At 64.8% G+C, this 25,711-nt stretch carries 22 protein-coding genes and 3 pseudogenes; 14 read left to right on the forward strand and 11 right to left on the reverse strand.

Annotation, left to right across the window (positions count from 1 at the left end):
• Positions 1-42: 42 nt before the first annotated feature.
• Positions 43-810: a rhodanese-related sulfurtransferase gene (locus FOM02_RS34985; RefSeq protein ID WP_027564274.1), complete on the forward strand. Its 768-nt coding sequence runs from the start codon at positions 43-45 to the stop codon at positions 808-810.
• Positions 800-1,018, forward strand: a complete 219-nt coding sequence (locus tag FOM02_RS34990) for a SlyX family protein (protein ID WP_027564273.1) — start codon at positions 800-802, stop codon at positions 1,016-1,018. The genes FOM02_RS34985 and FOM02_RS34990 overlap by 11 nt, the downstream gene beginning before the upstream one ends.
• 6 nt (positions 1,019-1,024) lie before the next feature.
• Here FOM02_RS34990 and FOM02_RS34995 read toward each other — a convergent pair whose 3' ends face one another.
• Complete coding sequence (locus FOM02_RS34995) at positions 1,025-2,926, reverse strand: diguanylate cyclase domain-containing protein (RefSeq protein WP_027564272.1); 1,902 nt, start codon at positions 2,924-2,926, stop codon at positions 1,025-1,027.
• Between the two features lie 173 nt (positions 2,927-3,099).
• A complete protein-coding gene (locus tag FOM02_RS35000; RefSeq protein ID WP_027564271.1) occupies positions 3,100-3,315 on the reverse strand; it encodes a hypothetical protein in 216 nt (71 codons plus the stop codon).
• A gap of 106 nt (positions 3,316-3,421) precedes the next feature.
• On the opposite strand from FOM02_RS35000, the gene hemE reads away from it, so the two are divergent.
• A complete protein-coding gene (gene hemE, locus FOM02_RS35005; protein ID WP_027564270.1) occupies positions 3,422-4,456 on the forward strand; it encodes a uroporphyrinogen decarboxylase in 1,035 nt (344 codons plus the stop codon).
• Positions 4,457-4,732: 276 nt separating this feature from the next.
• Here hemE and hemC read toward each other — a convergent pair whose 3' ends face one another.
• The 3 genes and pseudogenes from hemC to FOM02_RS35020 form a co-directional block, all read right to left on the reverse strand.
• Positions 4,733-5,713: a hydroxymethylbilane synthase gene (gene hemC / locus FOM02_RS35010; RefSeq protein ID WP_027564269.1), complete on the reverse strand. Its 981-nt coding sequence runs from the start codon at positions 5,711-5,713 to the stop codon at positions 4,733-4,735.
• Between the two features lie 25 nt (positions 5,714-5,738).
• Positions 5,739-7,363, reverse strand: a pseudogene (locus FOM02_RS35015) (GMC family oxidoreductase).
• A gap of 53 nt (positions 7,364-7,416) precedes the next feature.
• Positions 7,417-8,015, reverse strand: a pseudogene (locus FOM02_RS35020) (TetR/AcrR family transcriptional regulator).
• Positions 8,016-8,363: 348 nt separating this feature from the next.
• Here FOM02_RS35020 and FOM02_RS35025 point away from each other — a divergent pair.
• The 3 genes from FOM02_RS35025 to FOM02_RS35035 all read left to right on the forward strand — a co-directional run bounded on the left by FOM02_RS35025 (position 8,364) and on the right by FOM02_RS35035 (position 12,064).
• Positions 8,364-8,729: a nuclear transport factor 2 family protein gene (locus FOM02_RS35025; protein ID WP_027564266.1), complete on the forward strand. Its 366-nt coding sequence runs from the start codon at positions 8,364-8,366 to the stop codon at positions 8,727-8,729.
• Positions 8,730-9,193: 464 nt separating this feature from the next.
• Positions 9,194-11,155 (forward strand): putative bifunctional diguanylate cyclase/phosphodiesterase, encoded by a 1,962-nt coding sequence (locus tag FOM02_RS35030; protein ID WP_027564265.1) that lies wholly within the window; start codon positions 9,194-9,196, stop codon positions 11,153-11,155.
• A 168-nt stretch (positions 11,156-11,323) separates the two neighbouring features.
• The gene (locus FOM02_RS35035) at positions 11,324-12,064 is read left to right on the forward strand and encodes a cupin domain-containing protein (RefSeq protein WP_231164292.1); all 741 of its coding nucleotides are present in this window, start codon (positions 11,324-11,326) and stop codon (positions 12,062-12,064) included.
• Between the two features lie 64 nt (positions 12,065-12,128).
• On the opposite strand, the gene FOM02_RS35040 is transcribed toward FOM02_RS35035, so the two are convergent.
• The 4 genes and pseudogenes from FOM02_RS35040 to pgm all read right to left on the reverse strand — a co-directional run bounded on the left by FOM02_RS35040 (position 12,129) and on the right by pgm (position 16,869).
• The gene (locus FOM02_RS35040) at positions 12,129-13,109 is read right to left on the reverse strand and encodes a PDR/VanB family oxidoreductase (RefSeq protein WP_027564263.1); all 981 of its coding nucleotides are present in this window, start codon (positions 13,107-13,109) and stop codon (positions 12,129-12,131) included.
• Positions 13,110-13,120: 11 nt separating this feature from the next.
• Positions 13,121-13,873, reverse strand: a complete 753-nt coding sequence (locus tag FOM02_RS35045; RefSeq protein ID WP_027564262.1) for a GntR family transcriptional regulator — start codon at positions 13,871-13,873, stop codon at positions 13,121-13,123.
• A gap of 3 nt (positions 13,874-13,876) precedes the next feature.
• On the reverse strand, positions 13,877-14,926 hold the full coding sequence (locus FOM02_RS35050; protein WP_027564261.1) for an aromatic ring-hydroxylating dioxygenase subunit alpha: 1,050 nt from the start codon (positions 14,924-14,926) through the stop codon (positions 13,877-13,879).
• Between the two features lie 297 nt (positions 14,927-15,223).
• Positions 15,224-16,869, reverse strand: a pseudogene (gene pgm / locus FOM02_RS35055) (phosphoglucomutase (alpha-D-glucose-1,6-bisphosphate-dependent)).
• Positions 16,870-17,175: 306 nt separating this feature from the next.
• Between pgm and FOM02_RS35060 the strand changes: the two are divergent.
• Together FOM02_RS35060 and FOM02_RS35065 are read left to right on the forward strand one after the other, a co-directional pair.
• Complete coding sequence (locus tag FOM02_RS35060) at positions 17,176-18,180, forward strand: alpha/beta hydrolase family protein (protein ID WP_265440663.1); 1,005 nt, start codon at positions 17,176-17,178, stop codon at positions 18,178-18,180.
• A 53-nt stretch (positions 18,181-18,233) separates the two neighbouring features.
• Positions 18,234-19,046, forward strand: a complete 813-nt coding sequence (locus tag FOM02_RS35065) for a lytic transglycosylase domain-containing protein (protein ID WP_027564258.1) — start codon at positions 18,234-18,236, stop codon at positions 19,044-19,046.
• A gap of 83 nt (positions 19,047-19,129) precedes the next feature.
• On the opposite strand, the gene FOM02_RS35070 is transcribed toward FOM02_RS35065, so the two are convergent.
• Positions 19,130-19,945, reverse strand: a complete 816-nt coding sequence (locus tag FOM02_RS35070; RefSeq protein ID WP_027564257.1) for a response regulator transcription factor — start codon at positions 19,943-19,945, stop codon at positions 19,130-19,132.
• 293 nt (positions 19,946-20,238) lie between these two features.
• Here FOM02_RS35070 and FOM02_RS35075 point away from each other — a divergent pair, with 293 nt between their 5' ends.
• Together FOM02_RS35075 and FOM02_RS35080 are read left to right on the forward strand one after the other, a co-directional pair.
• Positions 20,239-21,399 (forward strand): acyltransferase family protein, encoded by a 1,161-nt coding sequence (locus FOM02_RS35075; protein ID WP_027564256.1) that lies wholly within the window; start codon positions 20,239-20,241, stop codon positions 21,397-21,399.
• Between the two features lie 88 nt (positions 21,400-21,487).
• Positions 21,488-22,336 (forward strand): MBL fold metallo-hydrolase, encoded by an 849-nt coding sequence (locus FOM02_RS35080; RefSeq protein ID WP_027564255.1) that lies wholly within the window; start codon positions 21,488-21,490, stop codon positions 22,334-22,336.
• Between the two features lie 13 nt (positions 22,337-22,349).
• Here FOM02_RS35080 and FOM02_RS35085 read toward each other — a convergent pair whose 3' ends face one another.
• Positions 22,350-23,240, reverse strand: coding sequence for an aldose 1-epimerase family protein (locus FOM02_RS35085; protein WP_027564254.1), 891 nt, complete (start codon positions 23,238-23,240; stop codon positions 22,350-22,352).
• A 314-nt stretch (positions 23,241-23,554) separates the two neighbouring features.
• Here FOM02_RS35085 and FOM02_RS35090 point away from each other — a divergent pair, with 314 nt between their 5' ends.
• The 4 genes from FOM02_RS35090 (at position 23,555) to FOM02_RS35105 (ending at position 25,711) form a co-directional block, all read left to right on the forward strand.
• Positions 23,555-23,881, forward strand: a complete 327-nt coding sequence (locus FOM02_RS35090) for a hypothetical protein (protein WP_141263386.1) — start codon at positions 23,555-23,557, stop codon at positions 23,879-23,881.
• A 111-nt stretch (positions 23,882-23,992) separates the two neighbouring features.
• Entirely contained in the window at positions 23,993-24,595 is a 603-nt protein-coding gene (locus tag FOM02_RS35095) for a hypothetical protein (protein ID WP_265440664.1), read from the forward strand.
• A gap of 271 nt (positions 24,596-24,866) precedes the next feature.
• Positions 24,867-25,331, forward strand: a complete 465-nt coding sequence (locus FOM02_RS35100; protein ID WP_231164370.1) for a transglutaminase-like cysteine peptidase — start codon at positions 24,867-24,869, stop codon at positions 25,329-25,331.
• Between the two features lie 83 nt (positions 25,332-25,414).
• Positions 25,415-25,711, forward strand: a complete 297-nt coding sequence (locus FOM02_RS35105) for a hypothetical protein (RefSeq protein WP_141263384.1) — start codon at positions 25,415-25,417, stop codon at positions 25,709-25,711.

Raw genomic sequence — 25,711 nt, forward strand, 5'->3', positions numbered from 1 at the left:
TGCGGGTTTTCTGGGCGGCGGCCGCCTGCTAAACGAGCCGCCATGATCCACAAGGTCGCCGCCTTCTACCAATTCACCGCCCTGCCCGATTACCGCGAGCTGCGCGAGCCGCTGCGCGCGTTCTGCGCCGGCCTCGCGCTGAAGGGCAGCGTGCTGCTGGCGGAGGAAGGCATCAACGGCACGATCGCCGGCACACCCGAGGCGATCGACGCCTTCGTCCATGAGCTCGCCCATGGCGCCATGTTCGGCGGCCGGCTAGACAATCTCGAACTGAAATTCTCGACCGCTGACGCGACGCCGTTCGGCCGGCTCAAGGTGCGGCTGAAGAAGGAGATCGTCACGCTTGGCGATGCGGCCGCCGATCCGACCCGGCAGGTCGGTATCTATGTCGATGCGAACCAATGGAACGCGCTGATCGCGGCGCCCGACACGCTGGTGCTCGACACCCGCAATGCGTTCGAGGTGGCGATGGGCACGTTCGAGGGCGCGGTCGATCCTGATATCAAGAGCTTTGGCCAGTTCAAGGATTTTGCCGCACAAAAACTCGATCCCGCAAAGCACCGGCGCATCGCGATGTTCTGCACCGGCGGCATCCGCTGCGAGAAGGCGAGCGCGCATCTGCTCGCGCGCGGCTTTGCCGAGGTCTATCACCTCAAGGGCGGCATCTTGAGATATCTGGAAGAGGTGCCGGAGGCGCAGAGCCGGTGGCGCGGCGAGTGCTTCGTGTTCGACGAGCGCGTCGCGCTCGGCCATGGCTTGAAAGAATTGGGTCTGCGCGAACGGGACAAGGACGCCGCACGTGACGAATGAGATCAAGACGCTCGGCGAGCGCATCGACGCGCTGGAGATGCGCATCGCCTATCAGGACGACACGATCGAGACGCTGAACCAGACCATCACCGCGCAGTGGAAGCAAATCGATGCGCTGACGCGGAAAGTCGCGGAGCTCGGCGAGCGGCTTCAGGAGGCCGAAGCCAACGCGCCCGGCCCCGCCAACGAGCGCCCGCCGCATTATTGAGCGGTCCTACTCGCCGACGGCCTTGGGCAGGTTCGCGACCTGGACCGACATCATCAATCGGTCGCGACCGGCTTCCTTCGCCGCATAGAGCGCCTGGTCGGCCGCCTCGACGAGGGTGCCGACGCCGGCGGTGCGCTCCAGCGCCGGACGGCAGGCGGCGCCGCCGAGCGAAGCGGTGACGCGACCGGAGCTGCGATTGGCGCTGTGGACGAGGCCCGCCTCGCGGATGGCCTTCCTGATCCGCTCGCCGATGCGGGCGCAGCCATCGGCATCGGTGTTCGGCAGCAGCATGGCGAATTCCTCGCCGCCGTAGCGCGCAGCGAGATCGCCGGGACGCTTCATCTCGGCGGCGATGACCTGCGCCACCACGCGCAGGCAGGCGTCCCCGGCAGGATGGCCGTATTCGTCGTTGTAGGCCTTGAAGTGGTCGACATCGATCATCAGCAGAGCGAGGCTGGAGCGGTCGCGATAGGCGCGCGCCCATTCATCGCTGAGCCGCTCGTCGAAGCGGCGGCGGTTGGCGAGCCCGGTCAGGCTGTCCTCGATCGCGAGGGTCTCGAGCCTGGTCTCCAGCTTCTTCTGCTCGGTGATGTCGCGCGAGATCGCGACCACGCCGTCGACGCGGCCGTTGTCCTTGCGCGTCACTCGCATGGTCGATTCGAGCCAGACCTCCTCCTTCTGCCGGTGCGAGTTCCGATAGGTGACCCGCGCCTCCTCCTTCTCGCCGCGCTTCATGGCATCGACGAGGGCCTGGACCTGCTGCAGGTCGTCGGCATGGATGCCCGCGAGCGCCGGCGTGCCGATCAGCTGGTTGGCGCGCCAGCCGACGACACGGATCGAGGACGGAGAGACGTAGCGCAGCCGCTCGTCGAGCCCGATGCTGGTGACCATGTCGCTGGAGCCTTCGGCGAGCAGGCGGAAATGGGCTTCCTTCTCGACCAGGGCAGCGGCCATGCTCTGGCCCCGCTGCAACTGCCGCACCAGCACCGCGCCGATGATCGCGATCAGCATGACCAGCGCGAGCACGTAGAGCATGCGGGAGATCGCCGCCGCGCGCCAGGGCGCCAGCAGCTCGTCCTTGTCGACGGTCGCGAGCAGGACGAGCGGATAGCGGCCGCTGCGCTTGAAGAAGCTGACGCGGTCGGCGCCGTCCAGCGGCGACTTGAAATGATAGGCGCCAGCCGGCCGTTGCAGGCTGGCGTCGCGGAATAGCGGGGTATCGGCCACGCTGCGGCCGACGAATTTTTCGTTGTGCGGGTTGCGCGCGATGATCGTGCCCTCGCCATGCATCAACGCCACGGAGCTGTTGCGGCCGATCTCGAACTGCTCGTAGAAGTGCGAGAGATAGCGCGAGCTGATGGTCGCGAGCACGACGCCGCCAAAGCTGCCGTCCGGCTTGTTGAAGCGGCGCGACAGGGTGACGACCCATTCGCCGTCGAGCTGGCTCTTCACGGGGTGGCCGACGAACGGCTCGCGCTTCGGCGAGAGCTGATGATGGCGGAAGAACGCATCGTCGCTGAGCGTCGAGGAGATCGTGCCGGGCGAGGTCAGCCAATTGCCCTGGTCGTCGATGATGGCGAGACTGTGGACGCGCTCCATCGCCTTCTTGCGCGCCTCCAGCAGGCTTCTGAGCTTGGCGATCGTGGCCGGCTCGGTGCCGTCCATCTCGAGCCGGCTGACGACGCCGACGACGCCGGAATCCAGCAGATCGAGGCTATCCTCGGCATGCTGGGTCAGCGAGCGCGCGACATTCGCCATCTCGGTCTCGGCGCCCTTGAGCACCGCATCGCGCGCGGCCCATTCGCGCCAGCCGCTGACGCCGAGGATGGTCGCGCAAGTGAGCACGACGAAAGCCGCCGCGCGCAGCGGCAGGCGGCTCCATCCGGCTCTTTGGGCAACGGCGTTCATGCGGCAGGGTTCTCCGATCGCCGGGAACCTCTGCCGCTTCTGTTATTGAACTCTGAAACGATTGGCGGAATACGCCGCCATACCCCCGGTTTCCCGTAGTCGTACGGACGCCGGGATCGATGCATCGCTAACAAGACATTAGCGAACCTATCGGAATCCGGCGCCCCTTACCGCTAGCTGAAGATCGCCTTAACCTTGTCCCAGAGCGAGGGATTGTCGGCGTCCGCGTCGGCCTTCGAAGGCGTCGGCTGGGCGGCGCTGACGGGATCGGATGCCGGGAAGGTACCCTCGAGCCCGGTGTCGAGCTTGGCGTGACGATCGGCGACGAGCGCCTCGCGCAGATCGTCGGCGTGCTTGTCGTGCGGCGCGGGATTGAATGTCTCAGCCATGATCTCCTCCGTTGGCTGGTCAACGCGGCCCGATTGCGCTGGTTCCCCTGTTCCGCTCGGGGCCGCCGCGGTGTATCAGGGGCGATAACCTGCTTCAGGACCATTCGTGCCCCAGCCTGCGACGAAACCTTTCATCGACGTCCTTTCCGGCCACCGCCAAGCCATCCCGCCCATGTGGATGATGCGGCAGGCCGGCCGCTATCTGCCTGAGTATCGCGAGGTGCGCGCCAAGGCGGGCGGCTTCCTCGATCTCTGCTTCAACCCGGAGCTCGCCGCCGAAGTGACGCTGCAACCGATCCGCAGGTTCGGCTTTGATGCGGCAATCATCTTCTCCGACATCCTCGTGATCCCCTACGCGCTCGGCCGCTCGGTACGTTTCGAGGTCGGCGAAGGTCCGCGGCTGGAGCCGCTCGATGATCCGGCGAAAGTCGCAACGCTCGCCGCATACGCCGACCTCGGCAAGCTCACGCCGGTGTTCGAGGCGCTCAAGCTCGTGCGCGGCGCGCTCGATGAAAAGACCGCGCTGATCGGCTTCTGCGGCGCGCCGTGGACGGTTGCGACCTACATGGTCGCGGGCCACGGCACGCCCGACCAGGCGCCGGCCCGGATGATGGCCTACCGGCATCCGGAAGCGTTTGCGAAGATCATCGACGTGCTCGTGGAGAGCTCGATCGAATATCTGCTGAAGCAGCTGGAGGCCGGCGCCAACGCGTTGCAGATCTTCGACACCTGGGCCGGCGTGCTGCCGCCAGCCGAATTCGCGCGCTGGTCAACCGAGCCGACGCGGCGCATCGTCGCGGGCGTGCGCGCAAAGGTGCCGGATGCGAAGATCATCGGCTTTCCCCGCGGCGCTGCTGCGCAACTGCCCGGTTACGTCGAGGCCACCGGCGTCAACGCGGTCAGCATCGACTGGACCGCGGAGCCCGCCTTCATCCGCGAGCGCGTGCAGAGCCGTGTCGCCGTGCAGGGCAATCTCGATCCGCTGGTGCTGATATCAGGTGGCGCCGCGCTCGATCGCGCCGTCGACAACGTGCTGGCGAACTTTGCGCAAGGGCGGCTGATCTTCAATCTCGGCCACGGCATCCAGCCGGAGACGCCGATCGCCCATGTCGAGCAGATGATCAAGCGGGTGCGGGGGTAGAGGGACTCTTTCCACGCCGTCATGGCCGGGCTTGTCCCGGCCATCCACGCCTAACCACTCGGCACCAAGAACGTGGATGCCCGGCACAAGCCCGGGCATGACGCCCCCTTTGTGGTCGGCTCCGATAAAAAGCCGCGAAAACAACCCCATGCACAGTAGGAATCATTGAAGAATTCCCCCCGCGCGGATATTCGTCCTTTCCGAATAAGATTTGACCCGTCGGGCAAAACAGGCGCATAATGCCATCATCACCCAAGCGACCGGTTAGCCGAGAGCCTAGCGCGGCCGGCTGCGCTCGATGATCTCGGCGGCGCCCTTCGCCAAGAGATCCAGACCCACCGCACGGCCGAGCTCACGCGGGCGATTGGCAGGGCCCGTGTGCGAAGCTTCGATGATGGTGTTGCCGGAGAGGTCGAGCACGGAGGCGGTGAGTGACATCTGATCGGCCGATATGGTCGAGAAGCCCGCAACAGGCGAATTGCAGTGGCCGTTGAGGACCCACAGCACCTCGCGCTCGGCATCGGCAGAGGCGTGCGCGGCGGGATCGTCGATCGATGACAGAATTTGCCGCGTCTGCCAGTCCTGCGCGGCGCATTCGACGGCGACGATGCCCTGCCCCGCCGCGGGCAACATCTCCGCCGCGGAGAATTCGTAGGCGATGCGATGCGCAAGACCGACGCGGTCGAGGCCCGAGCGTGCCATGATCAGCGCATCCGCGGGCCCTACCGCGCCGCCATCTGGCAGCTTCTGCTTCTCGCCATTGTCGAGTTTTCGCACGCGCGTGTCGGCAGCGCCGCGGAAGTGGATCACCTCGACATCCGGAAACAGCCGCCGCGCATAGGCGGCCCGGCGAACGGCATTGGTGCCGATCTTGAAACCCTTGCCGCGGGACTGACGCAGCGCTTCCAGCGTCACGCCCTCGCGCAGCACTAGCGCATCGCCGGGCGGATCGCGCGATAGCGTGGCGCCGATGACGAGACCGGGCGTGTCTTCATTGCCCGGCATGTCCTTCAGCGAATGCATCGCGGCCTGAAGTTCTCCCGACAGCACGGCGGCGCGGATCTGCGCCACGAAGGCGCCGCCCTTGCCGCCATGCGGCAGCAGCTTGCTGGTCTGGTCGAGATCGCCCGTGGTGTCGAACTTGACGATCTCGACCTCGAGATCGGGCATGGCCGCGCTCAGGCGACGCGCAATCTCCTCCGTCTGCGCCAGCGCCATCGCGCTCTTGCGGGTGCCGATCTTGAATCGCGTAGCCAAGTCCAAGTCCTTTCAATGCGCGAATTTAGCGCGCATCCTCCAATATCATGTCCGACGCCTTTTCGGCGATCATGATGATCGGCGCGTTGGTGTTCCCCGAGACGAGGTCCGGCATGACCGAGCCGTCGACGACGCGAAGGCCGTCGAGCCCCCTTACCTTCAGCCGTTGGTCCACCACCGCGAGCGCGTCGTTGCCCATACGACAGGTCGAGGTCGGATGGTAGATGGTGCTGCCGCGGTCGCGGCAATAATCCAGGATCTCGGCATCCGTGGATACCTTCGCGCCGGGATCGTACTCGTTCACCACGAACGGCTTCAGGGCCGGCGCATTCAAGATTTTGCGCAGGATCTTGATGCCTTCGACGTTGGTGGTGCGGTCGGTCTCGGTCGACATGTAGTTGATGCGGATCTCCGGCGGCACGGTCGGGTCCGCGCTTCGGATCCGCAGGGAGCCGCGGCTCTCGGGGCGGAGCTGGCACACCGACGCGGTGAAGCCGGAAAAATCATGCAGCCTCTCGCCCATCTTATCGGTCGAGAACGGCAGGAAGTGGACCTGGATGTCCGGCGAGGCCAGCCGTGGATTGGTCTTGAAGAAGGCGCCGGCCGTGCCGGCCGCGATCGTCAGCCAGCCTTTCCGGAACAGCGCGTAGCGCGCGCCGGCCAGCGTGCGGCGGAGCGGATGATTGACGGTGTCGTTGAGCGTGATCTGCTGCGAGCAGCGCATCACGATGCGGACCTGCATGTGGTCCTGGAGGTCGTGGCCGACGCCAGCTGCGTCGAGCACGACATCGATGCCATGCTTGCGCAGGAGATCGGCGGGGCCGACGCCGGAGAGCTGCAAGAGCTGCGGCGAGTTGTAGGCGCCGCTCGACAACACGACCTCTTTCCGCGCACGCGCGCGACGCACGTTCGCACCCTGCCGGTATTCGATGCCGACGGCGCGCGACCCTCGAACAGCACGCGCTGTCCGAGCGCCTCGGTCTCGATCCTGAGATTGCCGCGCGTCTTTGCGGGGCCGAGATAGGCCACCGCCGTCGAGGCGCGCCGGCCGTTTCGCGTCGTGGTCTGGAACAGGCCGACGCCTTCCTGCGTCGCGCCGTTGAAGTCAGGGTTATAGGGCAGACCGGTCTCGACCGCGGCGTCGATGAAAGCCTTCGACAGCGGATCGGTCACGATCATGTTGGACACCGGCAGCGGCCCGCCCGTGCCGTGATATTGATCGGCGCCGCGCGTCTGGTTCTCGGCCTTCTTGAAATAGGGCAGCACGTCGTCATAGCCCCAGCCGGCATTGCCGTGCTGGCGCCAGCGGTCATAGTCCTCGTGCTGGCCGCGGACATAGAGCAGGCCGTTGATCGAGCTCGAGCCGCCCAGCGTTTTTCCACGCGGCTGAAACACTTGCCGTCCCTTCAGCTCGGGCTCCGGCTCGGTCTGGTACATCCAGTTGACGGTCTTCTCCTTGAACAGCTTTCCGTAGCCGAGCGGCACGTGGATCCAGATGTTGGAATCCTTTGGGCCAGCCTCGAGCAAGAGCACGCTGTGCTTGCCATTCGCCGACAGGCGGTTGGCGAGCACGCAGCCGGCCGAGCCGGCGCCGACGATGATGTAGTCGAATTCAGGATCGCTGGGTGCGAGAGAGGAATTTGCGTTCATGCGCTACTGTTCTTTTTGTTGGTGTGGGCGTTTCCGTTTCGTCACTAGCACAATCATGCGCGCAGACGCAGCGCCTCGACCAGCGATCGGAACGCACGGGCATATTCCGCGCCGGCCCTTGCGATGTCGGCGCGTCCGGCGCAGGCGACCGCGGCCTCCGTCACCGCGCCGCCGCGCCGAGCAGCAGCCGCGCCAGCGGCTCGACCGGCTGGCGTCCGATCAGGCCGGCCTCCATCGCGGCCGAGAGTGCGCGCGGCATCTTGCCGCCAAAATGCTGCGCGTCGATCTCGCGCCAGCGCTCCCAGCCGAGCACGGCCGGACCATCGCGCAGGATGATCTGGCCGGTCGCTCCCTTGGCGGTCGCAGCAAAATAATGCTGGGTGCCGGCGACCATCGCGGCGAGCACGTCCTTCTCCGCCCGCGCGGCCCTGTCGATCTCGGCAACGAGATCGCGCGAGACGAGATCAAACACGGCTTCGAACACCGCTTCCTTGGTCTTGAAGTGGTGATAGACCGCGCCCTTGGCGATGCCGGCAGCCTCCGCAATCTCGTCCATGGTGGTGGCAGCAAAGCCGTGTGTTCCGAACAGCCGGCGCGCCGCCGTCAGGATCGCCTCCGTCGTCGCTGCCCGCCGCTCCGCCTGTTTTGCCATGGGTCTCGTTTATCGCGTGATGGGTTGAAGTCGAAGAGAGTTCGGCGATCGGCGGCGGTCTCTCCGTTCCCTCCCCCTTGCGGGGAGGGGCAGGGAGAGGGGTACCACACGGGGATTCCATCGAGGGCGCACCCGCCTCGTGCATCTTCGACAATTGGCGCTCTTTGCTGGGCTACCCCTCTCCCTAGCCCTCCCCCGCAAGGGGGGGAGGGAACGCACCGTCGCTTGAGCGCTAGCTGCGTCTCACTCATCTGGCTGTAATCGAATTCTCCGCGGGTCACCAGTTGACTTTTCGACTATCGGTCGGTATTTACCGACTGCCAGTCGGTTTCATTCGTGAGGTGTGCCATGCCGAGCCGTGACGTCGTCGAAGCCTTTGCGCAGCGTCTGGAGGATGGGGATTTCGTCGGGGCGATCGAGCAATTCTACACGCCCGATGCCGCCACTTACGAGAACAACGCGGCCCCGACGGTCGGCCGGGACAAGCTGGCGGCGAAGGAGCGCGGCGTGCTGGCCGCTTTCAAGGAGGTCAAGGCCGTGCGGGTCGGCCCGAGCCTGATCGAAGGCGACAACGTCGCCTCACGCTGGATCTTCAGCTTCACCAATGCCGAAGGCATCACGCGCACACTGGAAGAGATCGCGTGGCAGACCTGGCGGGGCGACGAGCTGATCGAAGAGCGGTTCTATTACGACCCGAAGCAGTTGGGGCGGTGACGCCCCCCTCCTAGTCGTTTTCAGCCCGGTTCGCCCGGCGCGGTCATCGCGTCGGCGAGCTTGCGCATCAGGCGCACAAGATCCTCGATCTCCCGGTCGTCCCAGCTCGCAAACATTCCCCCGACAATCCGTCTCCGGACTAAACACTTGACCGGGCGATCCAGTACACCGAGACGGTCGTGATTGAACCGGCAGACCGCGGCGTACTGGATGCTCCGCCCCCGTGCGCAATTGCGCACTAGGCGGGGCATGGCAGTGGAGATGGTGGCGAAGATTGCCCTTCCGTTACAGCCGTAACGCGCGGGGGCCGCATTTGTATCGATTTGTTATCGATATGCGATCTTTGCCACCTAGAAGTGATCACGCCGGACCTCGCAAGCGTGGATAATTCATAGTTCGTCAAATCTTTACGGCGAATTCTCGCGATCGAGCCGGACAATCGGCTCATGCTGCTAGGCTCTGGAATGCGGACTCAAACGACCAGCTATTTCGCGCGGCTGTTTGCCGGCGATCTGTCGGCCTTTGGCGGTCCTGCAACCGACGAAGCCGTGGCCGGCCATATCCGCGCCGAACAAATGTCGCTGGTGCTCGGCTATTCCGTCGGCATCATGCTAGCCAATGCCTGCAACGCCGTCGTGCTAGCGATCGCGCTGTGGCAGTCGCCGGACCGTATCCCTGCCCTGATCTGGGCGGTCGCTGTCGCCGGCGCCGCGATCGCATTCGGCCTGCAATCCCGCGCCGCGCGCCGGATCACGAAACCGCAATTCGTCTCGCGCCGGGCGATCCACCGCCTGGTGCGCAACGCCGTCGTGCTCGGCACCGCCTGGGGCATCGTCCCGGTCGCCTTCTTCGCCAATGCCTCGACCGGCGGCCAGCTCGTCATCACCTGTCTCTGCTCGGGCATGCTGGCCGGCGGCGCGCTGGCCTTCGCCACCATTCCGATCGCGGCCATTGCTTTCACCGCGCCTATCTTCATCGGGATCGCCATTTGCCTGGGGCGAAACGGCGACCTCGCCTTCCTGCTGATCGCCTTTCTCGTCGTGGTCTATGGCAGCGTGCTGCTGCGCGGCGTGTTCGTGAATTCGTTCGCCTTCGCGCGGCGCGTGATGCGGCAGATCGAGGCCGAGCGCACGGTGCGGCAGGACCCGCTGACCCAGCTGCCCAACCGCGTCGCCTTCAACGAGACGCTCGATGCCGCCCTGAAGCGCCTCGCTCTGTCCGGCGAGGAGTTCGCGGTGCTGCTGCTCGACCTCGACCGCTTCAAGGAGGTCAACGACCAGTTCGGCCATCCCGCCGGCGACGAATTCCTGGTCCAGGTCGCAAGCCGCCTGCAACGCTGCACCCGCGCGGCCGAGCACGTTGCGCGCATCGGCGGCGACGAGTTCGCGCTGCTGATGGCCAATCTGGCGCGCCCCGAAGACGCGCTCGAGATCGCCGAGCGCTTCGTTGCCGCCTTCACCGAGCCGTTCCAGATCGAGGGCCGCCAGTTCGTCGGCGCGACCAGCGTCGGCATCGTGCTGGCGCCGCGCGACGGCAGCGCTGCGCTCGACATCATGAAGAATGCCGACACTGCGCTCTACCGCGCCAAGAAGGCCGGCCCGGGCACCGTGTGCTTCTTCGAGGCCAGCGACGACCGCTCATCGCGCGAGCGCAAGGCGCTGCAATCGGACCTCGCAGGCGCCGTCGGACGGAACGAGCTGTTCCTCGCCTTCCAGCCGTTCCTCGATCTCGACGAGAACCGCATCACCGGCTTCGAGGCGCTACTGCGCTGGCAGCATCCCTCGCGCGGCCTCGTGCCGCCGAGCGAGTTCATCCCGATCGCCGAGGAGACCGGGCTGATCCACGAGATCGGCGAATGGGTGATCCGCCGCGCCTGTGCAACGCTGGCGGACTGGCCCGAGGACATCCGCGTCGCCGTGAATTTTTCGGCGGCGCAGTTTCACAACACGAGCATTCTCCAGATCATCGTGCAGGCGCTGGCGGATGCCAAGGTCGCCCCGCACCGGCTCGAGATCGAGATCACGGAATCGATGCTGCTGTCGAAATACGGCTCGGCGGCGTCGATCCTGAATGCGCTGCTCGAGCTCGGCATCACTGTGGCGCTCGACGATTTCGGCACCGGCTTCTCCTCGCTGACTTACCTGCGCAAGCTGCCGTTCAGCCGGATCAAGATCGACCAGTCCTTCATCCGCGACATGCTGGTGCAGCCCGACTGCGCAGCGATCGTGAAGTCGGTGATCTCGCTGGCGCGCGATCTGCGCATCGGCGTGGTCGCGGAGGGCGTCGAGACCGCGGACCAGCTCGAATATCTCAGGCAGATCAGTTGCGACGAGGTGCAGGGCTATCTGATCAGCCGGCCGGTGCAGGCCGATGGCGTGATGGCGCTGCTGGAGACCAAGAAGCTTCGGGCGACGTTTGCGGCGTAAGAGCGCTTGCTCACGAACGTCAGCTTCCGAGCGTAAGGCCAGCATCGCCCCGCCTGGTCGTCATCAACACGCGCGCATCCCCGACCAAAGCCGAATAGCATTGCAATGCCTACGCGCCTAGATTGTGGCCGTGAAGGCAGGTTGTCGGCGGCCAACGGGGGATACCGCATGGTGAGCAGCTTCCTTTGGCGCTTGTGGCAACGGCACAAGAAAAGCTCGCGGGATGACGCGGAGCCAGCTTCCGAACAATTCGAAGGCAGCCATCGGCGACACATGTTGCAGGCGCTGTCCGTCCTGGTGACCGGCAGCGCGCTGGGCGGAATGTCACACCCGGCCGAAGCAAGGGATTCGAGTGATTTGCCGCCTCCAAGACGTGCGCTGACCGGCCGCGACGAGACCGGCAAGTCGGTGCTGAAGTCTTTCGACGTAACGCCGAAGGTGGTTGAGATCGATGCAAATCCGGGACTGACTTTCTACGAACTCTATATGACCGAGGGCGTGCCAGACCTCACCGGCCGAGAGCCGGATCCGATGTTGAAGGGAACGAAAGCCTTCCCGGGCCCCGGCGGCACGATGTTTCGTCTCATCTCGTATCCGCCGAAGCGTCCCGAAGGCTGGAAGCCGCCACCTGGAGTGACTTTCGAGAGCGGGCTCAGGGAAATGTCGGAGAAGATCCCCAGCATGGGAGACCATTTCGAGCGCGGCACTCCAGGAATGCACACGTCGGACACCATCGACTACGGGGTCGTGGTTCGTGGCGAGATGACGCTGGAACTGGACGACGGGCAGAAGGTCCATTTGCGCCAAGGTGACTGCATCGTCCAGAACGGAACGCGCCATCGCTGGCGCAACCCGTTGCCGGAACCTTGCCTCATGGCGTTTATCTCGGTCGGCGGGAAGCGCGCCTGATAGCTGAAGGATCGTGGGGCGGCTCCGCTTTCAGGCGCAGCGTATGGATGGCTGAACGCCCTGCTTAGACCGCATCTGCCCGCAGCAGCGTGTCCACGGTGATGGTGCCCCGCGCGCGGGAGACGCAGGCGCAGATCTTCTGGTTGCCCTGTTTCTGATGGTCGCTGAAGAAGACGTCGCGGTGGTCGATCTCGCCGTCGACGGCGACGACGTCGATGGCGCAGAGGCCGCATTCGCCGCGCTTGCAATCGTACATGACGTCGTGTCCGCTGGCGTTGAGCACGTCGAGCATCGAGCGCTCGCGCGGGATTTCGAGCTCGACGTTCGAGTCCTTCAATCGCACGCGAAAGGTTTCGGTCGGCAGCGTGCCGCTGGAGCCGAAGGTCTCGTAGCGCAGATCGGGCAGCGGATGGCCGGCGCCGATCCAGGCATGGCGCGCGGCATCCAGCATCCGCATTGGGCCGCAGAACAGCGCGAGCGAGCCTTGCGACAATGACGCGAACAGCGCGTCGAGATCGAGCCGCTGGCCCTCGTCGCTCGCATGCACGACCAGGCGATCGCCGAGCATCGCGCCGAGATCGTCGAGATAGGCAGCCTCGCCGCGCGAGCGCATGGCATAATGCAGCGTGACATTTGCGCCGCGCCGGGCCAGTGCCTGGGCGGCGCCGAAGATCGGGGTGATGCCGATGCCGCCGGCGATCAGGCAGTAGTTTTGGCGGGCCCAGTCGACCGCGAGCAACGAGGCGGGCTGCGTGATGTCGAGCCGCGCGCCCGGCGCGAGCTGCCACATGTAGCGCGAGCCGCCGCGGGAATCCTCGGCGCGGCGCACCGCGATGCGCAGGCCGCGCGAGGTGGCTTCGCCGACCAGCGAATAGGACCGCGTCTCCGGCAGGCCGTCGATGGTGACGCTGACATTGATATGGCTGCCGACCGGATAGGCCGCGCCGTCGAACTGATCAGGGCGGATCAGGAATTCGCGGATGCCGGGGGCGAGATCGCGCGTCTCAACGAGCGTTGCCGGAATCCAGGTCTCAACGAAGCGCATGGTGACTGCCCTCAGTCGGTTGCGGTCTTGATCAGCGCGAGCGCCGGCAAGAGATCGAGATGGGTGCGGTTGCGCAGTGCAAGCCGTAAGTTGCGGACGGCGAGCCGGGCGTGCTCGCGCATCACGGCTTCGGCGCGCGCGCCCTCGCGGTTCTCGATGGCGTCGATCACGACGCGGTGGTGCTCCTGCCCGATGATCAGGATCTGCTGCGCTTCGGGCAATGCCGACTGCGCCATCACGAAGCCGCTCGGCGAAGCGAACGGCAGCGCGGAGGCGCGATCGATCTGCCGGATTAGCGGCGGGCTGCGCGACAATTCGGTGAGCAGGGCGTGGAAGCGCGCATTGAGCGTGACATAGGACGAGAAGGCCTCGATCGAGATCGGCACTTGCCGCAGCAGCTCGTCGATCGCAGCAAGACACTCTTTCAGCGGCTCGAGCTCGCGCGCGGAGACGCCGCGCTCGGCGGCAAAGCGCGCGGCAAGGCCTTCCAGCGTGCCGCGCAGCTCGATGGAGTCGGAGATGTCGCGCTCCGAAAACGCCTTCACCATGAAGCCGCCGGACGGGATCGCCTCCAGGAGGCCCTCCTCCTCCAGCCGCACCAGCGCCATGCGCACCGGGGTACGCGAGGCGCCGGTCGTCTCCACCGCCTGGAGCTCGGAGATGCGCTCGCCGGGACGCAAGGACCCCGACAGGATCTGGTCGCGCAGCGCGAGCTGCGCCTTCACGGTCTGCGAGACGGAGCGGTCGACCTCACGCTCGGCCATCGTTTACTCCGCGGCCTGGAGGTGCTGCGGCGCGTTCTCTTTCGCCACCATGCGGTCGATCAGCTTGCGCGACCACATCGCGCCGGCGTCGATGTTGAGGTTGTAGAAGATGCGGTCGGGATTCTCGTCCATGGCGCGCTGCTGCGCCTCGAGGATCAGCTCGTCCTCGCGGAAGATGCCGGAGACGCCCTCGCGGATCTCGGTGGTGATGCGCTGCTCATCGAGACGATAGTTGCGCACGAAGGCCCAGAAGTAGTGGCAGGTCTTCTCGGTCTCGGGCGTGATGGTGTTGAGCACGAAGCCGTTGACGCCCTGCGAGCGGTCGCCTTCCGGCGCGCCGGTGCCCGTTGGCGCCACGCCGACGTCGATCGCGATGGTGCACGGCGCCTCGAAGCGGATGATCTGCCAGCGGTCGACGAGGCCGGACTTGCCGAGCTGCTTCGCCCAGAACGGCGGCGCCTCGATGCCGCGCATCCAGCGCGTCACCGTGACCGTCTTCTCGCCATGGGTGACGTCGAACGGCGCTTCGGCCACCGCGTCATTGCCGATGGAGGAGCCGTGCACAAACGTCTCGTGGGTGAGGTCCATGAGATTGTCGAGCACGAGGCGGTAGTCGCAATTGACGCGGATGGTCTTGCCGTCGCCGGCCCAGGCCGGATCGTGATTCCAGTGCATGTCGGGCACGAGCGCGGGATCGGCGAGCGCCGGATCGCCCATCCAGAGCCAGATGTAGCGGTGGCGCTCGACCACGGGATAGGCGCGCACGCAGGCCGACGGGTTGATGGTCTCCTGCGAGGGCATGAAGGTGCAGCGGCCCTGCGCGTTGTATTTCAGACCGTGATAGCCGCAGACGACGGTGTCGCCTTCGAGCCGGCCCTTGGACAGCGGCACCAAGCGGTGCCAGCAGGCATCCTCCAGCGCGGCCACCGAGCCGTCGGCCTTGCGGTACATCACGACATGCTTGCCGCAGATCGTCCGCGGCAACAGCGCCGGCTTCACCTCGGCGTCCCAGGCCGCGGCGTACCAGGCGTTCATGGGGAAGGGTTTTGTCATGGGCCGTGCTCCCGGGGCTCATGTATGCGCCATGTATACAATATCGGGAGCGCGGAATCGTTCAAGGCCAAAAATTGTGTATCTAATTACCTCTTCTGCGAATTATGTATACATATATAGCCACAAGTCATTCCCCGCGAAGGCGGGGAATCCAGTACTCCGCGGCGGTCATTGGTTCAGACAATTTCCGCCGCGGAGTACTGGATCGCCCGCCTTCGCGGGCGATGACGCCGCGTGGTGTGGCGAGGCCTACCTTTGGCCGGGAAAGGCGACACGCGGCGCTCCGCGTCGGCGCGCTTACGCCCCGAACACCTTCGCTAGACCAGCCTGGGCTTCTTCCTGAATCCGCTTCAGGTGCTCGGTGCTGCGGAAGCTCTCGGCGTAGATCTTGTAGACGTCCTCGGTGCCCGAGGGCCTTGCGGCGAACCAGCCGAAATCGGTCTCGACCTTGATGCCGCCGAAGGGCTGGCCGTTGCCGGGCGCCTTGCTCAGCGTCGAGCGGACCGGATCGCCGGCGAGATCCTTCAGGCCGAGCTGCTCGGGCGTGACGGATTTGAGGATGTTCTTCTGCGGCACGGTGGCGGCGACGTCGATGCGGGCATAATGCGGCACGCCGAGCTCGGCGGTGAGATCACCGAACAGCTGGCTCGGATCGCGGCCGGTCTTCGCCATGATCTCCGCGGCGAGCAGGCCGAGGATGACGCCGTCCTTGTCGGTGGTCCACACCGTGCCGTCGCGGCGCAGGAACGAGGCCCCTGCACTCTCCTCGCCGCCGAAGCCGAAGCTGCCGCCGACAAGACCATCGACGAACCATTTGAAGCCGACCGGCGTCTCCACCAGCTTGCGGCCGAGTTTCTTGGCGACGCGGTCGATGATCGAGCTCGACACCACGGTCTTGCCGATCGCGGCATCCTTGCCCCAGTTCGGCCGGTGCGCGAACAGGTAGGAGATCGCGGTCGCGAGATAATGGTTGGGATTCATCAGGCCGCCGCTGCGCGTGACGATGCCATGGCGATCGGCGTCGGTGTCGTTGGCAAAGGCAACGTCGAAGCGGTCGCGCATCGCGATCAGGCTCGCCATCGCGTAAGGCGAGGAGCAGTCCATGCGGATCTTGCCGTCCCAGTCCACCGTCATGAAGCGGAAGGTCGGGTCGATCGCCTCGTTCACGACCGTCGCCTTGAGGCCATAGCGCTCGATGATCGGATGCCAGTAATGCACGGCGGCGCGCCGAGCGGATCGATGCCGATATTGATGCCGGCGGATTTGATGAGATCGAGATCGACGACATTGCCGAGATCGGCGACGTAAGGCGCGATGAAGTCGTAGGCGTGTACGTTCGCCGACTTCTTCGCCTTCGCGTAGTCGATGCGCTTCACTCCCTTGAGACCATCGGCGAGATAGGCATTGGCGCGCTTCTCGATCACGGAGGTCGCGTCGGTGTCGGCCGGGCCGCCATGCGGCGGATTGTATTTGTAGCCGCCGTCTTCGGGCGGATTGTGCGAGGGCGTGACGACGACGCCGTCGGCAAGACCCGATGTGCGGCCCTTGTTGTACGTGAGGATCGCGTGCGAGATCACGGGCGTCGGCGTGTAGCCGCCGTCCTTGTCGATCATGATCTCGACGCCGTTGGCCGCGAACACCTCCACCGCGCTTGCCAGCGCTGGTTCGGCCAGCGCGTGGGTGTCGATGCCGATGAAGAGTGGGCCTGTCAGCCCCTTTTCTTTCCTATAGTCGCAGATCGCCTGCGTGGTCGCGAGGATGTGGCCCTCGTTAAAACTGTTCTTGAACGAGGTGCCGCGATGGCCTGAGGTGCCGAACGCGACCCGCTGCGCGGGATCGGCGGCATCGGGCTTGCCGGCGAAATAGGCCGTCACCAGCCGCGGAATGTTGGTGAGCGCGTCCGGCGAGACCAGCTTGCCCGCCGCGGGATTGACATCAGCCACTGAAATATCCTCGTCCTGTCGTCACAGAGATAGCGGGATACCATAGCATCGGCCCGGTGTCCGCCAAACCACAACACACGCGACGGGTGAGGCGTTCCTGAGGCGGGACGCCAGACTCAGTCCGTCATCCGTCATTCCGGGGCGCGCGAAGCGCGAGCCCGGAATCCATCGTGCCGCAATTGACGCGGACAAATGGATTCCGGGTTCGCGCCAAATGGCGCGCCCCGGAATGACGGGCGGAGGGCCGCCTGCGCATCCCCTGGATCATGCTATGGTCCATTCCACCGAGGCTCTTCGAATCGTCCCATGGCTGTTTCGCGCAAGCTGCTCCTACTGATCGCCGGCCTCCTCTTGGCCGGCGCGCCGGCGCATGCCGCGGAGTTTTATACGGAAGACCTGCGCATCCCGATGGCCGAGACCGGATCGCAGGGGCTGGAGGCTTTCCTGGTCCGCCCGGCGGGGACGAAGCGCTATCCGCTCGCGTTGCTCAGCCATGGCTCGCCGCGCAGCTTCGACGACCGCGCCACGATGTCGGCGCACAAATATTACGGCATCGCGCTCGAATATGCCCGGCGCGGCTATGCCGCGCTGATCGTGATGCGGCGCGGCTACGGCACCTCGCCCGGCGGGCGCATCGACAGCGTCGGCGGCGGTCATTCCGCCGGCGGGCTCGCCACCGTCGCGCTGACCGCGCAGGCGCCGCCCGGCCTCGTCGCCGCGATCAGCTTTGCCGGCGGCCGCGGCTCGCGCGACGACGATGACGTCTGCAATCCGGATGGGCTGGTGCAGGCTTTTGCGACGTTCGGCAAAACCTCGCGCGTGCCGATGCTGTGGGTTTACGCGACCAATGATTCCTTCTTCGGTCCCGATCTCGCGCGCCGCCTCTATGACGGCTTTCGCGCGGGTGGCGGCAACGCAAAATTCATCGCGGCACCGCCCTATGGCGACGACGGCCATTATCTCTATTCGGTGGTCGGCCGCCCGCAATGGACGCCGTATCTCGACGCCTTCCTGCGCGAGCGCGGGCTCGGCCATGACGTCCTGAGCCTGCCCGATCCGCTGCCGCCGCCGAGCCGGCTCAACGAGGCCGCGCGCGCCGAGTTCGCGCGCTATCTCGCCTCGACGATGCCGCACAAGGCGTTTGCGGTGTCGCCGAACGGCGGTTACGGCTGGCGGGCGGGACGCGCGACCGTCGACGACGCCCAGCGCGATTCCCTCGCCGCCTGCATGAAATGGTCGCCCACCTGCACGCTCTATGCGGTCGACGACCACCTGGCTCCGGCCACCGATCAGAGCGCCCGCGCGCGATAAGGGACCTTCCCGCCCGAAGCCCGTTGTTAACTTCGAAGCCCTATGACAGGCCCATGCGAGGTGATCGGACACGCTTCCAACGTGACGCGACGTGGAGATACGCCGCGGTCGCCCTGCTGTTGTCGGTTCCGATCTGCGCGCATGCCAAGGACGGCACGCCGGACGAGCCGCGCACGACGCCGGCGGCTTCGGAGAGCATGACGGAGCTTGGCGCCGGCGAAACGCCGTCATCCCGCGCCGAGATCCGCAAGATCATCGAGCGGGAAACCGCGAAGACCGGCCTGCCTGCCGACATCGCAGAGGCCGTCGTCTTCGTCGAAAGCGGATACAATTCGGCCGTGATCGGCAGCGTCGGCGAAATCGGCCTGATGCAGGTGCGGCCCGAGACCGCCGCCATGCTGGGGTTCCGCGGCAACAATACGGAGCTAGCCGAGCCTGACATCAACATCCATTACGGCGTGCTTTATCTCGCCCGCGCATGGCGCCTCGCCGGCGGCGATCTCTGCCGCGCCCTGATGAAATATCGGGCAGGTCATGGCGAGGAGGCGATGACGGCGCGCTCGCAAGTCTATTGCAATCGCGCCCGCAACCGTCTTGTCGCGATGAACTCGGCGGCTCTGGCGGGCGGCGCTACGGCTCCGGAGCCGGCTCCCGCGGCGGCTACGCCCGCCCCGGCAGCATCGACAGCAAAGGCAACAAAGATAGCGCAAGCGCCGAAGGTGCCGACACGTCCAAAGGACGTCTATGCACGCTACCGTCAGGGCACGGCGGCCGCCAGCCGCGCCTATTGGGCCGCGCATGAAGCGAGGGTCAGCCTCATCAAGGCGCGGATCGAGGCGAAGTGGAAACGGGTCGCATCGCGCTGACCGCGATGCCTCCTGTGCGCTTCAGGTTATTGTTTGAGCATGATCTTGTCGGAAAACCGCTGCGCACTTTTCCGGATGATGCCCTACAGCCGCTCGCTGAGCGCGAGCTTGTAGCCGACGCCGGTGACCGTCGCGATCACGGGCGTGCCGCTGCCGACCAGCTTGCGGCGCAGCCGCGCCACCAGCGCATCGACGGTGCGGATATCGACCTCGGCCTGGCGGTTGCTGACGACCTCGATCAGGTAGTCGCGGCTGAGCGGCCGTCCGTCGGCGCCGACCAGCGCGGCGAGCAGGTCGAATTCGGCGCGCGTCAGCGCCACCGGCTTGCCGTCACTGCCGAGCAGCTCGCGCCGCGTCAGGTCGATGATCCAGTCGCCGAAGGCGATCGAATTGTGGTTGCGCGCGGCCTTGCGATCGATCGAGCGCCGCCGCAGCACGCTGCGCGCACGCGCAAGCAGGTCGCGCAGATTGATCGGCTTGGTGACATAGTGATCCCCGGCGATCTCGAGGCCGAGGATGCGATCGACGTCGGTATCGCGGCGGGTGACGAAGATGATGCCGGCGTTGCTGGTCGCCTGGATCTCTTTGGCGAGCTCGAAGCCGTCGCCGTCGGGCAGCTGCACGTCGAGGAAGACGAGATCAGTGCGCGCGCGCAGCGCCTGGCGGCACTCCGCGCAGGAGCCGGCGCCGACCACGTCGAAATTGTTCTCGCTGAAATAACCGACCAGCATCGTCCGCGTCACCGGATCGTCTTCCACGACGATCAGCCGCTCCCGGCCAGCCGGACGCAATTCCTGAAGTGCGGAATCAGTACCGGTCCTGGATGTCCTGTGTGCTTGCGGCCCGGCCTGAAAATCCAAGTCGTCGCGCAGCGCGCCGTCCTGTGAACGTACATTCACAACTGGTTCGAGCCCCCGAATTGCCTGCTGGAATACTAAGCGTGTTGTCGTGCCCAAACAATATTGGTCATGGTCTTGAAGCATTAAGTATGAATTGGCCCACAATTCTCATCCCGCGCACCATCCCGACACTTGGCTCGCGCGAGGCGGCGTCGAGCCGGCCAGGCAGCGAGCCCGAACATTCGGCTCCAGATTCAACCACCGGTTAACGTAAAGACGGCCTTCAGCTTCGGAAAAGCCGGCCGCGCCTCTATTGTCTCCGCTCGCAGATGCGAAACCACGGAGCAGGCGTTATGCAGGGGCAGGCCCGGTTGGCCGCCGGTCGAAGCGAACGAGGCGCAACGCCCTTCAGTCGTTCGCACACGCTCGACTTCCTGCGCGGGCTCGCCATCCTCGGCGTGATAGCGATCCACGTCTCGCAATCATTTCCATCGAACATCCACGCAATCGACTACGCGTTCATGTGCGGCTGGACCGGCGTCAACGTGTTCTATTTCGTCAGCGCGATGACGATGTGCCTGATGTGGACGCAGCGCGCCGGCGAAACGAGCCCGACGCGCAAATTCTACATCCGGCGTGCCTTGCGCATCGCGCCGCTGTTCTGGCTCGCGATCCCGGTCTATCTCGTCCTCAACGGCACGGGGCCGAGCTACAACGCGCCCAACGGAATCGGGCCGCTCCAGGTGATCCTGACCGCGACGTTCCTGCACGGCTTCTGGCCCGACAGCGTCAACAGCGTCGTGCCGGGCGACTGGTCGATTGCGGCGGAGATGACGTTCTATCTCGTCTTCCCGCTTCTGATCACCGCATTCGGATCGCGCCGCAGTCTCTATCTCGCGCTCGCGCTTCTGCTGCACCTCGTCAATGTCTGCCTGTTCAAGCCGTGGGCCTTCGAACTGTTCTCGGCCTATTACGGCCCCGCCCACGCCTCCTTCGTCTGGAGCACACTCCACATCAGCTTCCTGAATCAGTTGCCCGTCTTCCTGATCGGCTGTGCGCTGTTCTTCTCACTGCGCGACGGCTTCACCAGATCCGACGGCGCGATCTTCATCGTCTTCGTCGTGCTGTCCTTCTTCGCCAATCGCGCGACCGGCGCGCACGAATTCAACTATCTGATCATCAACCTCGTGCTCGGCGCGATGGTGGCCGGCTGCATCCGCTTCGCGGTCCACTGGTCGCCGATCGAGGCGCTCGGCCGCAACTCCTATTCGATGTATCTGTCGCACTTCGCGGTGACCTACGCTCTGCACCGGGTCTGGCCGCTCGCGGACGGGCTGGCCTCGCTGCTGATGACCTACGTCGTCACCATCGCGCTCAGCTATCTCCTCGCGCGCGCGACCTGGCATCTGGTCGAGCGCCACACGCAGGACCTGGCCCAGCGCCTGACCTCATCGGCCTCCACCCGCCCGGCGATCCGCCCTGTCGTCGCCGCCACCGCGACCGGCGTGCACTGAACGCACGCCCGCCGCAGCTTGATGCGGCTTGCTTCGCCGCAGCCTTCGTATCTACTGTGCGTTCCCGGCTTCACATCGGAGTAGGCGCATGGAGGTCATCCTGCTCGGCACCGGCGGCCCGCGCCCGGACCCGCGCCGCATGGCGACGACCACGCTGATCAGGCTCGGCGAGGAGAACATCCTGTTCGACGCCGGCCGCGGCGTGATGGTGCAGCTCAGCAAGGCCGGTGTGCCGCTCGGCGCCATCAACACGGTCTTTCTCACCCACCACCATTTCGACCATATCGGCGACCTCTACGATGTGATGCTCAATTCATGGATGCAGGGGCGCAAGGACGAGCTGCGCATCTTCGGGCCGCCGGATACCGAACGGCTCGTCAACACGCTCGTCACGCAGGTCTATGACAAGGACATCGCCTGGCGCGATCAGGGCGAGCCGAGCTTCGGCGGATGGAAACCGGTCGTCGCAACCGACATCGTTCCAGGTCCCGTCCTCGACACCGGCCGCTGGAAGATCAGCGCCGAGCTGGTCTCGCATGGCGATGGCCTCGACATGTCGCCGGCCTTCCTCGCGCGCTGGATGTGCCTCGGCTACCGCTTCGAGGCGGAGGGCAAGATCATTGCGATTTCCGGCGACACCGTCCCCTGCCCCGGCCTCGAACGGCTGGCCGAAGGTGCCGACCTGCTCGTCCAGGTCTGCTTTCTCGCAACGCCCGAGATCAACAACGAGCATTTCCGCCGGCTTGCGAAATACACGATCGCCTGCGGCGACACCGTCGGCAAGGTCGCGGCCAAGGCCGGCGTCAAGAAGCTCGCGCTGACCCATCACCGGCCGCGCACCGACGACACCATGCTGAGCGCGCTGCTCGCGGATGTGCAAAACGACTATTCGGGCCCGGTCGTGCTCGGCGAGGACCTGACGCGGATCGAGGTCTGAGAGGTCATCGATCTCAGGACGATCCGACCTCGATCCGGTACGACAAGCTCTGCTCCGCTCCAGGTGCGATATGCATCAGGCCGGGCTTGTCACCGAACTCGCCATCGAAGCCTGCGGGACTGGCGTAGCCGCGCCAGGGCTCGATGCAGAGGAACGGCGCGCCTGAAGGTTTCGACCAGACGCCGAGCTCGCTAAAGCCGCGCCAGGACATCTTCAGCCACGGCCCGGCGGATGCGCCCTTCGCGGCGGCATAGCGGACCGAACTGCTCTCGATCCGGTCGAAGATGATGGCGTCGTCGACGAACAGGGATTGGGACAAGGGCAGCACCGCGCCGTTGACCGGGCTCGGCTCCGTCGCCGGGCGCAGCAATCCACCATCGAGACGGCGGACGGGAGATGCCTCTGCCGTCGCGAAGGTCAGCGCATAGCTTTCCTTGGGCACGCCCGCCCGGAGCGGCCAGTTGAAGGCGGGATGTCCGCCGAGCGAAGCCGGCAAGATCTCCTTGCCGGTGTTGACGATCGTGAGCGCGAGATCGAGTCCGGCGTCGTCGATCGTATAGACGGCCGTCAGGCGGAACGCGAACGGATAACGCGCGCGCGTCGCCTCGCTGTCTTCGAGCACCAGCGTGCAACTCGTCTCATCACGCCTCGCCCAGGCAAAGCTGCTGTCGCGCGCAAAGCCGTGCTGGGTCATCCGGTAGGTCTTGCCCTGGTGCCGCAATTCGTCGCCCGCAAGACGTCCGACGATCGGGAACAGCAGCGGCGCATGGCGCGGCCACTCCGGCCCCGCCTGCCAGATGAACTCGGTGCCGCTGCGATCCTTCAGCGAGCACAGCTCGGCGCCGTGGGCCTTGATGGTTGCGGTGAGAGGGCCGGTGTGGATCGTGTGCGTGTCGTCGGTCATGTGCACGCTCCTGCGAGCAAGTCATATGTCGCAACATTGCATCCACTGCATTCGGGAATTCGACCGAGCAGTAGAGACTTGCCGATGTTTGCAGGTGGCAATCGGGAACATCAAGGTCGTAGTCGAGTTATGCCCCCAGCGCGTACAGCTGAGCCAAGACAAGATACGTGCCGTCCCTTGCGGGACGCGCGGCTGGCTGCCGGAGTGAACCGTTAACCGGCAAGAGCGTTAACCGCTCTACATGCCTTGTGAGAAGCCCCAGCATTCAGCCGTTGATTGTGCGCCGCAACTCCTGATAGGCCCTGACGGCTGTCATGGGGCTGACGCAATGTTTTTCTTGCAACGATGGTTCGGGGGCCGAAGTGGCCAGCCGGATGATGAATATCAATGGCGACCGTGCGAACCTCCAATCTTCCCGAGGCGAACGGTTGATGGCGGCAAGACGCTCCTCAAGTGTCCGACCTGGCGCCGTCGCGGCAAAGACGGGAAATGGCAATACATTCAAAAGCCGCAGGTCTTCGAAGAATGGGAAACGGACCAGTGGTGAGCGGCATATGACCGAGCGCGAGAAGATCGCCCCGTTTGTCCTTTCCGCCGATGGTTCCCCGCTGCGTCATCTTCATGTCTCCGCCAACGGCTAGACAACATTCGCACTTACAGCGCGCTGGCAAGATTCGATTGCCGCTGACGTAGTGGACGCGCACTCGTTTCTCCCGCCAATCTTTCCGCAGTGAAGCGACGAGGGAACAATCGTGACTGAGCATGGATTCAGCTACTATTGGGATGCCGCCAAATTCAACGTGAAGAAACATCTCCGCGGCTATACGATCAATCCTACACCGACATTTGATCCGGAAGGACTAGCGCGTTTCCAATCGGCGGTTCTCGGGTCTCAGGCCTACCTTGAATATGGCTGCGGAGGTTCGACGATCGAGGCCGCCCGGAACGTCAAAAAGCTGGTCTCCGTCGAGACGGATGGCGTTTTCGCAGCGGCGGTGAGAGCCGCACTCCCGCCAACAGATGCCCAGGTGAGCATACTGACTCCTGACATCGGGTTCACGCGAGATTGGGGCTTCCCGGTTTTTGATACCGCCACGCCCGGTCGCATCGAAAAGTGGAAGCGCTTGCCGCAGGCACCTTGGCGATCGTCTCCAGAATTCACGCCAGATCTGGTCCTGGTGGATGGGCGGATGCGTGTCGCATGCACGCTGGAAGCACTTCTCCGCGTCACTCCCGATACCACGATCCTCATCGACGACTATGTCGGTCGCAACTACGAAACTGTTCAACAATTTGCCGATCTGATCGGCATGCATGGCAGAATGGCTGAATTTCGAAAAAAAATCTGCGTTTGACCGGAACGCATGCGAAGCTAGCCTCAGTCTCGCCTACGGCGATATGGAGTAACTCACTTTCATACTCCGCGACATGTTGGCGGTCGCGCTTGTTCCGCTACGGCGTCATCGATCGCACGCAAAGTTCCCGGAGCAACAGCGCCGCAGCCAAACGTTCGACTCAATCCGGAGCCAGGTTTCATTGCTTGCTTCAACGCGAGCATAAAGATTGCAAAAGCTCCTCCTGTGTGCATCGCTCTCGGTCATTCTTGTGCAATTGTGCATCTTGCATGTGCACGCCGAGCCCACTCTGCCGCCAGTTCAATTCACGGCCTTCTGCGCCAAGTATCCTTCAGATTGCAACCCTCGGCGCGCTCGAAGCGGAGCGGGATTGGAACTTCGTAAGATCCAATTCGCAAACTCGATCGTGAACGCGCAAATTGCACCAAGCGAGCGGTCGAAGAATGGATGGGACCTATATCCATCCGAGGGCGACTGTGGCGATTATGCAGTTTCCAAGCGTCACCTGCTCTTGTCTTTGGGCGGCAGCTCCTCGCAATTGCTCCTCGCGGAGGTTCGCCATCGAAACTCCGGCGAACACCACCTCATTCTGATTGTTCTTTACGAAGGCAGCGTGCTCGCACTGGACAATCTGTACGAATATGTACTGCCCTTTGGGGATGCCGTTCGGCAGTACCAGTTCCTCAGAATTGCTTCGCCAGACAATCCAAATGTTTGGCGCACGTCACTGCCCTGAGGGATTGGGGCACATGCGATCGCCCGCACTGGCAACACGAGCACGTTACCAGCAGACGTCTCCTTGGTGCCGCAGAACACGCCATGACACGCGTCGCTACCCGAGCAATTTCTGAAGATGCTTCGGCGGAACTCTGGTGCAGCGGCGGCGACGAGATCGTCGTCAGGAAGCAGAAGCAGATGCCATCAGAAAGCGCAAACTTGGCACGACAACTGCACCGCGTAAACCTGCAGGAATGCTCCTTCGCAAGGCAGGCGACGGACGAGGCATCACGCGACTCGTTGCGCGTCTCGCTTTTGCCTCTCTGCCGCCGCGTGCTTTCCACGTTGCTGTCGAGTGGGCGCAATATTCCTGCGGCATATTTTGCGCGTCGGAGGTGA

It is taken from the genome of Bradyrhizobium sp. SEMIA, assembly GCF_014844175.1.
Taxonomy (GTDB): Bacteria; Pseudomonadota; Alphaproteobacteria; order Rhizobiales; family Xanthobacteraceae; genus Bradyrhizobium; species Bradyrhizobium arachidis.

Coding starts and splice junctions, on each gene's coding strand:
- FOM02_RS34985 (WP_027564274.1), top strand. CDS start 43: ATGATCCACAAGGTCGCCGCCTTCTACCAATTCACCGCCCTGCCCGAT.
- FOM02_RS34995 (WP_027564272.1), bottom strand. CDS start 2,926: ATGAACGCCGTTGCCCAAAGAGCCGGATGGAGCCGCCTGCCGCTGCGC.
- FOM02_RS35000 (WP_027564271.1), bottom strand. CDS start 3,315: ATGGCTGAGACATTCAATCCCGCGCCGCACGACAAGCACGCCGACGAT.
- FOM02_RS35025 (WP_027564266.1), top strand. CDS start 8,364: ATGCCGAGCCGTGACGTCGTCGAAGCCTTTGCGCAGCGTCTGGAGGAT.
- FOM02_RS35030 (WP_027564265.1), top strand. CDS start 9,194: ATGCGGACTCAAACGACCAGCTATTTCGCGCGGCTGTTTGCCGGCGAT.
- FOM02_RS35035 (WP_231164292.1), top strand. CDS start 11,324: ATGGTGAGCAGCTTCCTTTGGCGCTTGTGGCAACGGCACAAGAAAAGC.
- FOM02_RS35040 (WP_027564263.1), bottom strand. CDS start 13,109: ATGCGCTTCGTTGAGACCTGGATTCCGGCAACGCTCGTTGAGACGCGC.
- FOM02_RS35045 (WP_027564262.1), bottom strand. CDS start 13,873: ATGGCCGAGCGTGAGGTCGACCGCTCCGTCTCGCAGACCGTGAAGGCG.
- FOM02_RS35050 (WP_027564261.1), bottom strand. CDS start 14,926: ATGACAAAACCCTTCCCCATGAACGCCTGGTACGCCGCGGCCTGGGAC.
- FOM02_RS35060 (WP_265440663.1), top strand. CDS start 17,176: ATGGCTGTTTCGCGCAAGCTGCTCCTACTGATCGCCGGCCTCCTCTTG.
- FOM02_RS35065 (WP_027564258.1), top strand. CDS start 18,234: ATGCGAGGTGATCGGACACGCTTCCAACGTGACGCGACGTGGAGATAC.
- FOM02_RS35075 (WP_027564256.1), top strand. CDS start 20,239: ATGCAGGGGCAGGCCCGGTTGGCCGCCGGTCGAAGCGAACGAGGCGCA.
- FOM02_RS35080 (WP_027564255.1), top strand. CDS start 21,488: ATGGAGGTCATCCTGCTCGGCACCGGCGGCCCGCGCCCGGACCCGCGC.
- FOM02_RS35085 (WP_027564254.1), bottom strand. CDS start 23,240: ATGACCGACGACACGCACACGATCCACACCGGCCCTCTCACCGCAACC.
- FOM02_RS35090 (WP_141263386.1), top strand. CDS start 23,555: ATGGGGCTGACGCAATGTTTTTCTTGCAACGATGGTTCGGGGGCCGAA.
- FOM02_RS35105 (WP_141263384.1), top strand. CDS start 25,415: ATGACACGCGTCGCTACCCGAGCAATTTCTGAAGATGCTTCGGCGGAA.